The 15486-nt window shown below is 70.1% G+C and carries 11 protein-coding genes; 3 read left to right on the forward strand and 8 right to left on the reverse strand.

Annotated features, from left to right (window positions below; translation table 11 throughout):
* The 6 genes from D183_RS0115025 to D183_RS0115045 all read right to left on the reverse strand — a co-directional run.
* Positions 1-381: glycoside hydrolase family 5 protein (locus tag D183_RS0115025; RefSeq protein WP_017909729.1), on the reverse strand; the 381-nt coding region annotated here is incomplete at its 3' end.
* 257 nt (positions 382-638) lie between these two features.
* Positions 639-1697: a glycoside hydrolase family 5 protein gene (locus D183_RS0115030; protein WP_017909730.1), complete on the reverse strand. Its 1059-nt coding sequence runs from the start codon at positions 1695-1697 to the stop codon at positions 639-641.
* Positions 1698-1981: 284 nt separating this feature from the next.
* Positions 1982-2305, reverse strand: coding sequence for a hypothetical protein (locus D183_RS27540; protein WP_157835217.1), 324 nt, complete (start codon positions 2303-2305; stop codon positions 1982-1984).
* The gene (locus D183_RS0115035; protein ID WP_017909731.1) at positions 2260-3750 is read right to left on the reverse strand and encodes an FAD-dependent oxidoreductase; all 1491 of its coding nucleotides are present in this window, start codon (positions 3748-3750) and stop codon (positions 2260-2262) included. The genes D183_RS27540 and D183_RS0115035 overlap by 46 nt, the downstream gene beginning before the upstream one ends.
* 124 nt (positions 3751-3874) lie before the next feature.
* A complete protein-coding gene (gene gltB, locus D183_RS0115040; RefSeq protein ID WP_017909732.1) occupies positions 3875-8332 on the reverse strand; it encodes a glutamate synthase large subunit in 4458 nt (1485 codons plus the stop codon).
* 323 nt (positions 8333-8655) lie between these two features.
* Complete coding sequence (locus tag D183_RS0115045; protein WP_017909733.1) at positions 8656-9051, reverse strand: I78 family peptidase inhibitor; 396 nt, start codon at positions 9049-9051, stop codon at positions 8656-8658.
* 341 nt (positions 9052-9392) lie between these two features.
* Here D183_RS0115045 and D183_RS0115050 point away from each other — a divergent pair, with 341 nt between their 5' ends.
* Positions 9393-10673 carry a DNA topoisomerase IB gene (locus D183_RS0115050; RefSeq protein ID WP_232757280.1) on the forward strand — a complete coding sequence of 427 codons (1281 nt, stop codon included), beginning with the start codon at positions 9393-9395 and terminating at the stop codon, positions 10671-10673.
* 45 nt (positions 10674-10718) lie between these two features.
* Here D183_RS0115050 and D183_RS0115055 read toward each other — a convergent pair whose 3' ends face one another.
* Positions 10719-11075 (reverse strand): hypothetical protein, encoded by a 357-nt coding sequence (locus D183_RS0115055; RefSeq protein ID WP_017909735.1) that lies wholly within the window; start codon positions 11073-11075, stop codon positions 10719-10721.
* 139 nt (positions 11076-11214) lie between these two features.
* Here D183_RS0115055 and D183_RS0115060 point away from each other — a divergent pair, with 139 nt between their 5' ends.
* Positions 11215-11448, forward strand: coding sequence for a hypothetical protein (locus D183_RS0115060; protein WP_017909736.1), 234 nt, complete (start codon positions 11215-11217; stop codon positions 11446-11448).
* Between the two features lie 71 nt (positions 11449-11519).
* The gene (locus D183_RS0115065; RefSeq protein ID WP_017909737.1) at positions 11520-12554 is read left to right on the forward strand and encodes an SDR family oxidoreductase; all 1035 of its coding nucleotides are present in this window, start codon (positions 11520-11522) and stop codon (positions 12552-12554) included.
* A 350-nt stretch (positions 12555-12904) separates the two neighbouring features.
* On the opposite strand, the gene ligD is transcribed toward D183_RS0115065, so the two are convergent.
* A complete protein-coding gene (gene ligD, locus D183_RS0115070; protein ID WP_441366099.1) occupies positions 12905-15478 on the reverse strand; it encodes a DNA ligase D in 2574 nt (857 codons plus the stop codon).
* Between the last annotated feature and the right edge of the window lie 8 nt (positions 15479-15486).

Below are 15486 nucleotides of genomic sequence, written 5' to 3' on the forward strand. Positions count from 1 at the left end.
GCGCGCGTAGTTGTGGATGTCCACGATCACGTACATGCCCTGCGCCTTGGCCTGCTGCACGGCGTCGTCGATCAGCGCCAGTTGCGCGGCGTCGAGCGGGCCGCGCGGTTGCGGCTGCAGGCGTTCCCAGCGCACCGGCAGGCGCAGCAGGTTCATGCCCTTGCCGGCGAAGTAGGTGTAGTCGCTGCTGCGCGGATAGGTGTAGTCGACTCCGACGATGCCGGGGATCTTCGACGGCGCGATCTCGGCACCGGACAGGTTGACGCCGGCGAAGCGCAGCGCCTGCTGCGCCTGCAGCGACGACAGCGGAACGGATAGGCACAGCAGCAGCGCGGCACGCCAGGCGTGCCTCGACCGCCGCCGCAAGGTGCGCGCGATCATGGTGAGTCTCCTTCGGCATCAGAGGGGGAACCCGGCCGAGGAGATGCCAGGCCGGGCTGATGACTACGGTGTGCGGACACCGTAGTGCATTGCCGAGGACGAGGCGATGCGCTGCGTGCGCGCATGCATGGATCTGTGCGGCGATTGGCAGCGCGAACCGGTACTGGATCGCTGCATGCGCTATGCCAGGCGTGCGCGTCGCACACGTTGCATGGCGTGTTGCCGCGTTGCCGACAGGCGGCGCCGGCAGCGACCGCTCACTTCTTGCCGGTGATCTCGCGCGCGTACTTGGACAGGATCTCCATCTGCGGCTTCTCGCTGCCGTCCTTGCCGGGCTGCACGTTGAACGGATAGTCGGGCTTCCACCACGCACCTGCGGCCCACCAGGTCCAACCGAGAATCACGTCGTCGTTCTTCTGCATGTAGCTGAGCATGTTCTCCAGCGCCTGATTGCAGGTGGGCGTATTCGCGGTGGCGAACTCGCCGATGAAGCCGACCTTCTTGTTCTCGCGCAACCAGCTGACGAAGCCGGCCAGCTTCTCGGCGCCGGCGGTGGCGCTGACGCACTCGCCCTTGGTGCCGCTGTTGTCGCGGTCCAGGTACTGGTGCGCTTCGAACGCCATGCGGTTGCGCGGATCCTTCAGCGGCTGCAGGGCAACCGCGTTCGGCGTGCCGTAGGCCGTGCTGCGCCAGCTGTGCGCGCCGGTGTAGGCGGTGCCCGGCACCAGGATCAGGTTGTTGGCGCCGGCCTTGCGGATGGCATCGATCGCCGCCTGCGCCGCGCTGGCCCAGTCGGTCGAGGAGACTGCGTTGGGCTCGTTCATCAGCCCGAAGATGACGTGGTCGTCGCCCTTGAACTCCTTGGCCAGGCGCCGCCACAGGTCGGCGAACACGTCGTCGGGGGCGCCCTCGCTGCCGACCAGCGCGCCGTTGTACTTGGCGTAGTTGTGCGGGTCCAGGATCAGGTACAGGTGGTTGGCCTTGGCCTGCTCCACCGCCTTCTTCAACAGCGCCAGTTGCGCCGGGTCGAACTCGCCCTTGGCGGTGGGCTGCAGGCGCTCCCACAGGAACGGCAGGCGGATGGTGTTCATGCCCTTGCTGGCGAAGTAGCTGTAGTCGCCGGCGGTCGGGTAGGTGTAGTCCTTGTACAGCACACCGGGCTTCTTACCGGAGTTGAACTCGGCGCCGGACAGGTTGACGCCGGCGTACTTGAGCACGCTGCGGCCTTCGGCGGCGGCGTTGCAGGCGACGGTGGCGAGCAGCAGTGCCAGCGGCAGGGAACGCCAGCGCGGGGAACACGACGAGGAAAGCGACATGGGGGAGCTTCCTGGAGTGAAGGGGGAGCGCCGCCCGCTCGGGGGAGTGCGGGACGGCAGGCGCAAGCGTGCAAGGATCGCGCCCGTGATCGCCAGCCTGCACGCACCCGTGTTAGCCCGGCATTCACCTGGCGCGGACACGCTGCGCGCGGACGTCGGCGGCGTCACATCAGGTGCGTGGTGCAGCCGTCGGCAGCGGCGTGATCGAGGTCGCGGCCATGCTTCCATCGCCGGCGCGCCAGGTTGGACTAGCGGCGAAGGATGAGCGGTGGAGAAGGTGTTCGCTAGATGCCAGCGACGCTACCTGCGCCGTGGTGGTGGCGTTGGTGAAGGCGATCGCTGCCGGCGGCGGCGGTGGCGAGGCGGTAGCGTTCGACGAGGTCCATGCCGAGGCCAGCGCAGGCGACGTTGCTGGAGGCCGGCCGCTCCAGGCGTCCTCCAATCTCGAATGCAGAGCGCAGCGGTTCGGCGATGCGGTCGGAGGTCGCATCGCCCAGTCGAGCAAGTATTGCCGTCGTCGCCGCCGAACTAACCGAACGCTGCAGCAGCCTCGCAGCGTCGCTCAGGCCGCAGCCTGGGTCGTCACCGGCAGGCGGTTGCCGATCCATTCGGCGATGCTGGCTGCCGCGTCGCGGCCTTCGGCCACCGCAGTCACCACCAGGTCGGCGCCGCGCACGGCGTCGCCGCCGGCGAACAGTTTCGGGTTGGTGGTCTGGTACGGCAGGCGGCCGCTGCCGTCGGGCTCGCTGCTGCCGGCGAGGATGCGGCCGTTAGCGGTGCCTTCCACGCCCTGCGCCGCCAGCCAGTCCGGCACGCTGGGCGAGAAGCCGAAGGCGATGATGACCACGTCCGCGTCCAGCAGCGATTCGCTGCCTTCCACCGGCACCGCGGCCTGGCGCCCGCGCGCATCCGGCTCGCCGAGCCGGGTCTGCACCACGCGTACGCCGGCCAGGTTGCCGGCGGCATCGGCTTCCACCGCCAGCGGCTGGCGGTTGAACAGGAAGCGCACGCCTTCCTCGCGCGCATTGGCCACCTCGCGCGCCGAGCCGGGCATGTTGGCCTCGTCGCGGCGGTAGGCGCAGGTGACCTTGGCCGCGCCCAGGCGGATCGCGCTGCGCACGCAGTCCATGCCGGTGTCGCCGCCGCCGAGCACCACCACGCGCTTGCCGCTCAGATCGGGCAGCGCGATCTTGTCTTCCCAGCCGGCGATCGGCCGGCCCCAGGGATCGTTGCCGCCGACGATGCGGCTGTTCTGCACCAAGAACGGCAGCGCCGGCAGCACGCCGGGCAGGTCCTGGCCGGGCAGGCCGCCGTCGGTGTAGCGGTAGGCGCCGGTGCCCAGGAACACCGCGTCGTACTCCTCCAGCAACTGCTCCAGGCTCACGTCGCGGCCGATCTCCACGCCCAGGCGGAACTGCACGCCCATGCCTTCGAGCACTTCGCGGCGCTTGCCGATCACGCTCTTGTCCAGCTTGAAGCTGGGGATGCCGAACTGCAGCAGCCCGCCGATCTGCTCGTAGCGGTCGTATACCACCGCCTGGATGCCGGCGCGGGCCAGACGGTCGGCGCAGCTCAGCCCGGCCGGGCCGGCGCCGATCACCGCCACGCGCTTGCCGGTGGGTTCCACCTGGCTCAGGTCCGGGCGCCAGCCGTTGTTGAGCGCGGTATCGACGATGTACTTCTCCACCGCGCCGATGGTGACCGCGCCGAATTCCTCCAGCGTGCAGCTGCCTTCGCACAGGCGGTCCTGCGGGCACACCCGGCCGCACACCTCCGGCAGCGGATTGGTGCTGTGGCATAGCGCCGCGGCCTCTTCGATACGGTTTTCCTGCACCAGCTGCAGCCACTGCGGGATGGCGTTGTGCACCGGGCACTTCCAGCTGCAGTACGGGTTGCCGCAATCCAGGCAGCGCCCGGCCTGGTACTGCGCGTCGGCCTTGTCGAACTTGCCGTACAGCTCGTTCCAGTCGCCGGAGGTGCGCAGTTCCACCGGAATGCGTTGCGGCATCTGCCGGGGCAGGTCGAGGAACTGGAAGGCGTGCTTGCGGCTCATAGGGCTGGGAATCGCGAATGGGGAATGGGGAATCGGAAAAGCGGGTCTGCGTGAGCGGAAGGGGAGCTGGCGAGCCGGGCTTTTACCATTCCCGATTCTCCATTCCCCATTCCCGGCACCACCATCAAGCGGCTCGCCTCAGCGACTCCGTCAACGACTCGATGCTCGCCGCCTTCGGTTTGACCAGCCAGAACTTGCCGACGTAGTCGCGGAATTCGTCGAGGATCTGCTGCGCCCAGATGCTGCCGGTCAGTTCGCGGTGGCGGCTGATCAGCTTGTGCAGGTGCTGGCGGTGGCTCTCGAAGCCTTCGGCGGAGATGCGGTGGATGTCGATCAGTTCGTGGTTGTAGCGGTCGACGAAGTCGCGGTCCACGTCGAGCACGTAGGCCAGGCCGCCGGTGAAGCCGGCGCCGAAGTTCAGGCCGACCTTGCCGAGCACCAGCACGATGCCGTCGGTCATGTATTCGCAGCAGTGGTCGCCGGCGCCCTCGATCACCGCCAGCGCGCCGGAGTTGCGCACCGCGAAGCGCTCGCCGGCGCGGCCAGCCGCGTACAGCTCGCCGCCGGTGGCGCCGTACAGGCAGGTGTTGCCGATGATCGCGGTGCTGCGCGCCTCGAAACGCGCGCCGCGCGGCGGACGCACCACCAGGCGGCCGCCGGCCATGCCCTTGCCGACGTAGTCGTTGGCCTCGCCTTCCAGCTCCAGGTGCAGGCCGCCGGCGTTGAACGCGCCGAAACTCTGCCCGGCCGAGCCGCGGAAGCGCAGGGTCAGCGGCGCATCGTCCATGCCGTGGTTGCCGTGGACGCGGGCGATGGCGCCGGACAGGCGCGCGCCGATCGAACGGTCAGTGTTGTGGATCAGGAAGCGATGGTCGCCGCCGCGCTTGTGCGCGATGGCGTCGGCAAGCAGGCCGTCCATCTGCGTGGCCAGGCTGTCCGGCGATTCGTACAGGCGCTGCGCGGCGCAGTGGCCGCCGTCGTGGCGCACGTCCTTGAGCAGCCGCGACAGGTCCACGCGCACGCCTTCGCGCGGCGAGATGTCCAACTGCTGCAGCAGTTCGGTGCGGCCGACAATCTCGTCCAGCGAGCGCACGCCCAGGTAAGACAGCCACTGCCGCACTTCCTCGGCCAGCAGGCGGAAGAAGTTTTCCACGCGCTCGGGCAGGCCGACGAAGTGGTTGGCGCGCAGGCGCTCGTCCTGGGTGGCCACGCCGGTGGCGCAGTTGTTGAGGTGGCAGATGCGCAGGTACTTGCAGCCGAGCACGATCATCGGCCCGGTGCCGAAGCCGAAGCTGTCCGCACCCAGGATCGCGGCCTTGACCACGTCCAGGCCGGTCTTCAGGCCGCCGTCGGTCTGCAGGATGGTGCGCGCGCGCAGGTCGTTGGCGACCAGCGCCTGGTGCGACTCGGCCACGCCCAGTTCCCATGGCACGCCGGCGTAGCGGATCGAGCTGACCGGGCTGGCGCCGGTGCCGCCGTCGTGGCCGGACACGGTGATCAGGTCGGCGCCGGCCTTGACCACGCCGGCGGCGATGGTGCCCACGCCGGCATGGCTGACCAGCTTCACCGACACCAGCGCGCCGGGATTGACCTGCTTGAGGTCGTAGATCAGCTGCGCCAGGTCTTCGATCGAGTAGATGTCGTGGTGCGGCGGCGGCGAGATCAGGCCGATGCCCGGCTTGGCGTAGCGCAGCCGCGCGATCAGTTCGTTGACCTTGTGCCCGGGCAACTGGCCGCCTTCGCCGGGCTTGGCGCCCTGCGCGACCTTGATCTGCAGCACCTCGGCGTTGACCAGGTATTCGGGGGTGACGCCGAAGCGGCCGGACGCCACCTGCTTGATCTTGGAGCGCTTCTCGGTGCCGTAGCGCGCCGGGTCTTCGCCGCCTTCGCCGGAGTTGCTGCGCCCGCCGAGGCGGTTCATCGCGATCGCCAGCGCCTCGTGCGCCTCCGGCGACAGCGCGCCGAGGCTGATCGCGGCGGTGTCGAAGCGACGCAACAGGTCCTCGGCCGGCGCCACCTCGTCCAGCGGCGTCGGCGTCTCAGCGCGCTTGAGCTGCAGCAGGTCGCGCAGGGCCGAGGCCGGGCGCCCGTGCACCGCGGCGGCGTAGGCGTCCCAGTCGGCCTGCAGGCCGCTGCGCGTGGCGCGCTGCAGGGTCAGCACCACGTCCGGGTTGTACATGTGGTACTCGCCGCCGTGCACGTACTTGAGCAGGCCGCCCACTTCCGGCTTGAGCAGGTCGTTCCAGGCGCGCGCGGCGAGCTGCCGCGCCTCGGTGTCCAGCCGCGCCAGGCCGACGCCGCCGATGCGCGCGGCGGTGTCCGGGAAGCACAGCGCCACCACGTCCGGATCCAGCCCGACGATCTCGAACAGCTGCGCGCCGCGGTAGCTGGCGATGGTGCAGATGCCCATCTTGGAGATGATCTTGGACAGGCCCTTGTAGATGCCCTTGCGGTACTTGCGGCCGATCTGGGTCTGCTCGCCGCCGCTCTTGAGCAGCAGGATGCCGCGCCGGCCCAGGTCGAACAGGGTCTGGTAGGCCAGGTACGGATACACCGCGGTGGCGCCGAAGCCGAGCAGGCAGGCCATGTGGTGCGGATCGCGCGCGGTGCCGGTCTCGATGATCAGGTTGACGTCGCAGCGCAGGCCCACGCGCGAGAGGTGGTGGTGCACCGCGCCGGTGGCCAGCAGCGCATGCGCCATCGGCCGCTCCGGCACCGGGTAGCGGTCGGTCAGCAGCAGCATGACCTTGCCGTCGCGCGCGGCCTGTTCGGCCTCGGCGCAGATGCGCTTGAGCCCGGCCTCCAGGCCTTCCTCGACGCTGTAGGACAGGTCGATCTGCGCGTTGCGGGTCAGGTACTGCGGCATCTTCAGCAACTGCCGCAGCTTGCGCTGGCTGAGCACCGGCGAGTTGAGGATGACGTGGTTCACCGTCTCCGGGCCGGCATGGAAGATGTTGGTCTCCTTGCCGAGCTGGGTGGTCAGCGACATCACGCAGTCTTCCCGCAGCGGGTCGATCGGCGGGTTGGTGACCTGCGCGAAGGCCTGGCGGAAGTAGTCGTACAGCGGCCGGGTGTGGCGGCTGAGCACCGCCATCGGCGTGTCGTCGCCCATCGAGCCGGTGGCTTCCTGCTCGGTCTCGGCCAGCGGCCGCAGCACCTGCTCCACTTCCTCGGTGCTGAGCTGGAACAGCTTGTGGTAGCTGCGCAGGGTGCGCTCGTCGAACGGCTCCTCGACCAGCGAGGGGTCGATCAGTTCGGTCTGCAGGTAGGTCACGCCCTGCTGCAGCCATTGCTTGTACGGGGCGCGGCCGCGGTTGATGCGGTCGATGGCGTCCGAATCGAGCAGGTCGCCGCGCTTGAGGTCGATGGCCATCATCTCGCCGGGGCCGAGCTTGCCCTTGCGGGTGACGCGCTCGGCCGGCAGTTCCCACACGCCGACTTCGGAGGCCACGAGGAAGTGGCGGTCGGAGGTCAGCATCCAGCGCGCCGGGCGCAGGCCGTTGCGGTCGAGCATGCACGCGGCGTAGCGGCCGTCGCAGGCGACGATGCCGGCCGGGCCGTCCCACGGCTCGGTGTTGAGGCCGTAGAACTCGTAGAACGCGGCCAGGTCGGCGTCCTTGAACTCCAGCGACTGCGTGGCCGGCGGCACCAGGATGCGCAGCGCCTGCAGCAGGTCCATGCCGCCGGCGACCAGCAGCTCGAGCATGTTGTCCAGGCTCTGCGAATCGGAGCCGTGCATGGAGATCACCGGGTCCAGCTCGGCGATGTCGAAACGCGGGGTCTTCCACACCTTGCTGCGCGCCTGCGCCCAGTGCCGGTTGCCCTCGATGGTGTTGATCTCGCCGTTGTGCGCGAGCAGGCGGAACGGATGCGCCAGCGGCCAGCGCGGCAGCGTGTTGGTGGAGAAGCGCTGGTGGAACACGATGGCGCTGGAGGCCAGGTCGTTGCGCTGCAGGTCCGGGTAAAAGGTGCTGAGCTTGTCCGGCAGCACCATGCCCTTGTAGCTGATGCCGTTGGGCGAGAGCGTGGTGACGTAGAAATCGGCGACCTCGCGCAGGCGCTGCTCGGCGCGGCGGCGCGCCAGGAACAGGGCCAGGGCGAACGCGTCTTCACTCTGATCGGCGCCGGCGTCGACGAACACCTGCTCGATGCGCGGCAGGGTGTCCTTGGCCAGTTGCCCGCACACCGCATCGTCGGTGGGGGTGAGGCGCCAGCCGCATGGCTGCACGTCGACGCGGCGCAGTTCTTCTTCCAGCACCTGGCGGCAGCGTGCGGCCGCGTCGGCATCGTCGCGCGGCAGGAACACGTTGCCGGCAGCGAAGCGCGCGCCGACCGCGATGCCGGCCTCGCGCGCCAGCGCGCGCAGGAACGGCTCGGGTTTGCGGATCAGCAGGCCGCAGCCGTCGCCGGTGAGGCCATCGGCGGCGACGCCGCCGCGGTGGGTCATGCGCGACAGGGCGGCGATGGCGGTATCCACCAGCGCCCGCGAAGGTTGGTCGTCGAGTTGCGCGACCATGCCGAAACCACAGGCATCGCGCTCGTCTTGGGGGTCGTAGAGCCCGTGGCGGTTGCGGGGGGCCATGTCTGCCTCTGAAAGCGATCCGAAGGAACGCGGCGACACTCGCCCCCGCTCTGTCCTGGAGCGCTTCTTGAGGTCACCGGAATCCCGACTAAAACATAGTTGGTGCGGTGCCGCAATACACCGTTACACCTGCAACTTCAGCGCTGGCGGCGGCGCTGTCGTCGCCGCCGCGCCAGGCGTCCTGGCGGCGCCCCAGCACCTGCCGTTGTGCGTCCCGGGACTGCGTCATTGCCCGGTCATGGACAGACGTCCACTCCCTCGCGCTTCCTTGCCCCGGGCACGCCCAAGGGCGGCGCGACCCGCCTGGGAATGGGGGACAGGCCCTAGCCGCAGCGCACGCCGGTGATCTGGTTCTTCTCGTCGACCTCGATGTTGAGCCGTTCGCCGTTGAACTCCATGGTCACCGCCTGGTTCGGCTTGAGCACGCGCGCGGTCTTGGCGCCGGCATCGCTGCGCGCCTGGTCCAGCAGCGTCGGCGCGAAGGTCTGGCCGACCAGGCCCTGCGCCTGCGAGGCATCGCAGGTGCCCACCGGCGGGGCGTCCGGCGCGTTGGCCGGATCCGGCGCGGCGGCCTGCTGCGCGGCGGCCTGCGCCTTGGCGCTCACCTGTTCCTGCTCGTCCGGCGGCGGCGCGCCGCAGGCGGCCAGGGCCAGCGCCAGGCAGGCCGTGCCGAGCAGGCCGGCACGCGTTGACGCACGGGAGGAAAGGAGGTTGCTCATCGGGGCTCCTATGGATGGAGGGAAGAGGGGTGAAGCATAGAGCGTGTGATGCGCTTTGCGTCGCCGTCGTCTCGCCGGGCGACGGCAGGCGCCGGCGCAGCGCAGGTTCCGGTGGCGACAGGATCGGACACCGCGCGTTCGCCAGGCGTTAACCGGCACGCTGACACGCCTTGCGGGAATGGGTTGAGCCGCGACGCGTGACGTCCGATGCGAGCTGACCGCGTCAGGCGTCGGGACTGAAGTCCCTCCCACACGGACTGCAGCACCTTCCGCAGCGGTGGACCGACATGTCGCAGGCGGCGATCGCTCACGCGGCCTAGCCGCGGCACTGCCGACAATCGATGTTCGTGGAACCGGCGGCGCGGGCCGCGGTTCCGGCTTCCGGAGGTCCGATGTCCAACGCGTCCCGTTCCACCGCCGCGGCCGAGGTGGCGCGTGCCCGCCAGTCCCGCCAGGCCGCCAGCAGCGCCGGCCTGGTCTATGTCAGCGATCAGGAGCCGGGCATCGTCCGCCGCCGCGCCGGCAAGGGCTTCGGTTACCGCCTGCCGGACGGCAGCGCGGTGCGCGATGCCGCCACCCTGCAGCGCATCCGCCAGCTGGCGATCCCGCCGGCCTACACCGAGGTGTGGATCTGCACGCGCGACAACGGTCACCTGCAGGCCACCGGACGCGACGCGCGCCGGCGCAAGCAGTACCGCTACCACGCCGACTGGGCGCAGGTGCGCGGCGATGGCAAGTTCGAGCGCATCGTCGCCTTCGGCCAGGCCTTGCCGCGGCTGCGCCGGCGCCTGCGCCGCGACATGGCGCTGCCCGGCTACCCGCGCGACAAGGTGCTGGCGATGGTGGTGGCGCTGATGGCCGAGACCCTGGTGCGCGTGGGCAACGCCGAATACGCGCGCAGCAACCGCTCCTACGGCCTGACCACGCTGCGCAATCGCCACCTGGCGTTCGTGAAGGGCGGCCGTGCGCGGCTGCAGTTCCGCGGCAAGGGCGGCCAGGAGCACGACATCGAGGTCGACGACGTGCACCTGGTCAAGCTGATCCGTGGCTGCCAGCAACTGCCCGGGCAGGCGCTGTTCCAGTACCGCGACGACGACGGCCAGCTGCAGCCGGTGGACTCCGGCGAGGTCAACGACTACCTGCGCGAGGCGATGGGCGAGAGCTTCACCGCCAAGGACTTCCGCACTTGGGGCGGCACCCGCGCCGCGCTGCAACGGCTGGCCGCGCTGCCGCTGCCCGACACCGGCGGCGAGCGCGCGCTGGCGCAGGCGCAGAACGCGGTGATCCGTGAGGTGGCCGAGGCGCTCGGCAACACCCCGGCGGTGTGCCGCAAGGCCTATATCGACCCGTGCGTGTTCGACGGCTGGCGCTGCGGCCGCCTGCACGGACTATGCGAGGGCGTGCGCGGCGAACGGCAGTGGGATCTGATCACGCTGAAGTACCTGGGGCGGGCACGCACCGCAGCACGCAAGGCGGCCAAGGCCGCCGGCCGTACCTCGGCCAAGGCGCCGCCCTTGCGCAAGGCCGCGCGGGCCATGCGCAAGGGTGCGGCGGCCGACACGCAGGGCAGTGGTCACCGCAGCAAGCGCAAGGCCACGCCCGCGGCGCACAAGCGCGCCTGAGCACCGCGCCGCCGCGGGCGCGGCGGGCGGGCCCGGCGACGCGGATCAGCCGCAATACACGGTGGTGATGTTGTTGGTCGGGCCGATCTCGACGGTCAGGCGGTCGCCGCCGGTCTCGCGGGCGCCGCGGTTGGCGCTGTCCACGCCGCTGGAGGTGGCGCCGTTGTCGCTGACGCTGCTCTTGACCACCTGCACCTTGAGGCTGTCGCTGTCGACGCGGGCGCGTTCGACGGTCATGCGCGAGGCGGCCAGGCCGACCGCGCCGCGGACCTTGTCGATATGGCACTGGCCGGAGATGACGCCGTCGATCGGCTGCACCTGCGCCACCTGGGTGGTGCTGCAGGCGCCGAGCAGCAGCACGGCGGCGAACGGGGCGAGGCGGGCAAGCGGGTGGCGGATCATGGGGCGTCTCCTTCGATCGATGGCGCGAGCCTGTCGCGGCGCATGTTTGCGCCGCATGAAGAGATCGCGCCGGCGGTTTCACCGGTCGTGGCCGCCGGCGGGGACAGACTCGGGATTCCCCCAGCAACCGGAGCCGATCATGGCCACCTGCGATGTCTGCGGAAACGACGACGACCAGGCCTTCACCCTGACCCAGGGCGCGCGCAGCGGTACCTTCGATTCGTTCGAGTGCGCCATCCACGCCTTCGCCCGGCGCTGCAGCCACTGCGAGTGCCGCATCGTCGGCCACGGCGTGCAGGCCGGCGAGCGCATGTTCTGCTGCGCGCACTGCGCCCAGCACGCCGGCGTCAGCGGTCTCGCCGACCGCGCCTGAACGACGCCCGTTCCTTCCCTTCGAGGAGGACTGCGCGACCGCGTCCTCCTCCCGCATCCGGAGTATTGCCGATGGCCTCCCGCAAGCGTCCTGCCGCCACCAAGTCCGCCCCGTCCAAGCGCAGCAGCGCCACGGCGTCGTCCAGCGACAAGACCGTGCAGCAGCAACGCGCGCTGCAGCGCGCGGTCGATGCCGGCGACGCCAAGCCCAAGCCCAAGCGCGCCAAGCCGGACGACGCCGGCCAGGCCGGGCCGCGCAAGCAGCCGCAACGCATGCCAAGGCAGCACCTCGCCAAGCCGGGCAACGAGCACGAGCTGGCGCTGCAGCCGCGCTTCGAGGCGCCGGAGTACGTGGGCAGCGGCAAGCTGCGCGGCATGAGCGCGATCGTGACCGGTGCCGATTCGGGCATCGGGCGCGCGGTGGCGGTGCTGTTCGCGCGCGAGGGCGCGGATGTGGCGGTGCTTTACCTGGACGAACACGAGGATGCGCAGGTCACCCGCCAGCACGTCGAGAACGAAGGCCGCCGCTGCATCGCCATCGCCGGCGACGTGAAGGATCCGGCGTTCTGCGAGGACGCGGTGGCGCAGACCGTCAAAGCCTTCGGTGGGCTCGACGTGCTGGTCAACAACGCCGCGTTCCAGTTGCATTGCGATGCGCTGGAGGACCTGAGCGAGGAACATCTGCAGGAGACCTTGCAGACCAACATCGCCGGCTATTTCCACATGGCGCGCGCGGCGCTGCCGCATCTCAAGCGTGGTTCGGCGATCGTCAACAGCGGTTCGGAGACCGGGCTGTTCGGCAGCAAGTCGCTGTTGGACTATTCGGCGACCAAGGGCGCGATCCATGCCTTCACCATGGCCCTGGCCAGCCAGTTGCAGCCGCGCGGCATCCGCGTCAACGCGGTCGCGCCGGGGCCGGTGTGGACGCCGCTCAATCCTGCCGACAAGCCCGCCGAGGACGTGGCCGAATTCGGCAAGCAGAACCCGATGGGACGCCCGGCGCAGCCGGAGGAGCTGTCGCCGGCGTACGTGTTCCTGGCCTCGCCGATCACCGCCAGCTACATCAATGGCGCGATCCTGCCGGTGATGGGTGGGCCGACGGGGTAGTGGGTGCGTGGGTTGGCGGGTGAGTTGGCTGGCGGTCGGACCCTCACCCCAACCCCTCTCCCGACGGGAGAGGGGCTTTGCTCCTCCTTCTCCCTTCGGGAGAAGGTGCCCCGAAGGGGCGGATGAGGGTACGGGTCGCTCGCGTTCGATCTCAGCGAGTCGCTACGCGCCGGACCCTCACCCCAACCCCTCTCCCGATGGGAGAGGGGCTCGGCTTTTCCCTTCTCCCCTAGGGAGAAGGTGCCCCGCAGGGGCGGATGAGGGTGCGGTCGCTCGTGTTCAATCTCAGCGAGTCGCTTCGCGCCCCGACCCTCACCCCAACCCCTCTCGCGGGGGGAGAGGGGCTTTGCTCACTCCGTTTCGGCCCAGCGCGCCAGGTTCTGCTTCAGCGCGTCGATGCCGGCCCACGGATCCTTGCGTCGCCGTTTCAGCTTGGCGGGGACGTCGCGCAGCTTGAAGGCGTCGGCGCGGTGCAGCCTGGACAGGTCGCTCCAGGCCAGCGGCATCGCCACCGGGGCGCCGGCGCGGGCGCGCAGCGAGTACGAGGCCACGGCGGTGGCGCCGCGGCCGTTGCGCAAATAGTCGACGAAGATGCGCTGGTTGCGCAGGCGCTTGCTGGCGGTGGCGAGGAAGCGCTCGGGTTGCGACTGCGCCAGTGCGTCGGCGAAGCCATGGGCGAAGCGCTTGGTCAGGTCCCAATCGCAGCCCGGCGCCAGCGGCACCACCACGTGCAGGCCCTTGCCGCCGGACACGCGCAGGAATGATTCCAGCTCCAGTTGCGCGAGCAGCTTGCGGATGTCGGTGGCGGCGCGCTTGACCTCGGCGAAAGGCACGGCCGGGCCTGGATCCAGGTCGAACACCACGCGGTCGGCCACGTCCGGGCGCTGTGCCTTGGCGCCCCAGGGATGGAATTCCAGGGCGTTGAACTGCACCAGTTCGAGCAGCCCGGCCGCATCCTCGACCACCAGGTACTCGGCCTGGGTTCCGCTTTCTTCCTTCAACCGCACCGACGACACCAATTCCAGCCCGGCGGTGTGGTGCTTCTGGAAGAAGCACGCGCGTTCGGCACCGGCGGGGCAGCGGATGATCGACAGCGGGCGACCGGCGATCTCCGGCAGCAGGTGATCCATCACCGCGCTGTAGTAGTCCCAGACCTCGCGCTTGGTCGCGCCGATGTCGGGGAAGACCACGCGGCCCGGGCTGGACAGGGTCGGCGGCGTGCGCGCGGTGCCCGTGGCCGCGACATTGCGCTTGCTGCGCCGGGGACCGCCGGTCTTGTTCTCGCTCGACTTCGCCGCCTTCGCCACCTTGGTCGCCTTCGTTGTTTTGGCCGTTGCGTCTGCCTTGGCTTTCCTGGCCGCCGGCGTCACCCGCGCCGCCGCCGCGCGCGGTGCCGGTGCGTCGGCATCGCCCAGGTCGGCGATGTCCTTGTCCGGGCGCACCGCCTTCAGCGAGGCCTGGCGCAGCAACTGCTGCCCGCCGATGCCGCGGTAGAACACCTCCACCACGAAGCGCGGCGCGAACCAGCGCGCGCTGCGCAGGTCGGTCTCGGTAGTGGGCACGTGCACGCTGGGCGTGGTGCTGCCGGCCTTGCCGATCAGTGCGGTCAGCTCGCGCAGCAGCGCGTCGGAGAAGCCGGAGCCGACCCGCCCGACGTACAGCCAGCCATGCTCGGGATCCGGCCGCGCCAGCAGCAACGCGCCGAAACCGCTGCGGCTGCCCTTGGGCGCGGTATAGCCGACCACCGCGAATTCGTCCGAGCGCAGCTGCTTGGTCTTGCGCCAGTCGTCGCTGCGGCCGCCGTGGTAGCCGCGGTCGGCGCGCTTGGAGACGATGCCTTCGAAGTGCTGCGTGCCAGCGAGCTGGAACGCGGCGTCGCCGTCGCCGTCGATGTGCGAGCTGAAGGCCAGGTGCGCATCGGCGCCCTGCAGCAGCCGCTGCAGCAGCGCCTTGCGTTCGGACAGCGGTGCGGCGGCGATGTCGATGCCGTCCAGGTGCAACAGGTCGAACAGGGCCAGCGCGAGCTTGCCCTGGCGCTCGCCGGACAGCACAGCCTGCAGCAGGTTGAAGTCCTCCTTGGTCCCCTTGCCGGCGATCAGTTCGCCATCCAGCGCCGCGGAACGCAGGCCCAGCGCGGCGATGGCATCGCGGATCTCGGGAATCTTGTCGGTCCATTCGATCGCGTTGCGCGACCACAGCCGCACCACGCCGTCGGCGACGGTGGCCAGGATCCGGTAGCCGTCCCACTTGATCTCGTGGATCCACTGCGCGCCCTGTGGCGGCGCGTCGCCAAGCCGGGCCAGCTGCGGCGCGAACGGCCCGTCCGGCGCCGCCGCCGACACCGCGCCGGGCAGCGCCTCGGCCAACTTGGCCCAGTTCGTCCGGCGGCCTTTGCGCACTGGCGCCACCACCGTGACCTTGCGCTTGTCCGGTTTGCCGGCGCCGGCACGCTTGACGTCCTGCGCCGGCGCCGCGGTGACATCGGCCAGCAGGTCATCCGCCTCCAGATCGCCGGCGAAGGCGTCGTCCTCCTTGAACAGCAGCCACTGCGGTTGCCGCGCCGGCTTGCCCGAGCGCACCAGGTGCCAGCCGCCCTTGAGCTTGTCGCCGAACAGTTCGAAGCGCAGATGGCCCTTGGCCAGTTGCGCCTGCGGATCGTCCGCGCTGCTCCACACGCCGTGATCGAACTGGGCGACGTGGCCGCCGCCGTATTCGCCCTGCGGGATCTCGCCCTCGAACGTGGCGTAGTCCAGTGGATGGTCTTCCACTTCCACCGCCATGCGCTTGACCTTGGGGTCGTAGCTCGGCCCCTTCGGCACCGCCCAGCTCTTCAGCGCATCGCCGACCTGCAGGCGGAAATCGTAATGGCGGCGGCTGGCGTGGTGCAGCTGCACGACGAAGATCGGCCGCTGCCCCGCCGGCACCGGCTTTT

The organism is Xanthomonas sp. SHU 199 (assembly GCF_000364665.1).
Taxonomy (GTDB): domain Bacteria; phylum Pseudomonadota; class Gammaproteobacteria; order Xanthomonadales; family Xanthomonadaceae; genus Xanthomonas_A; species Xanthomonas_A sontii.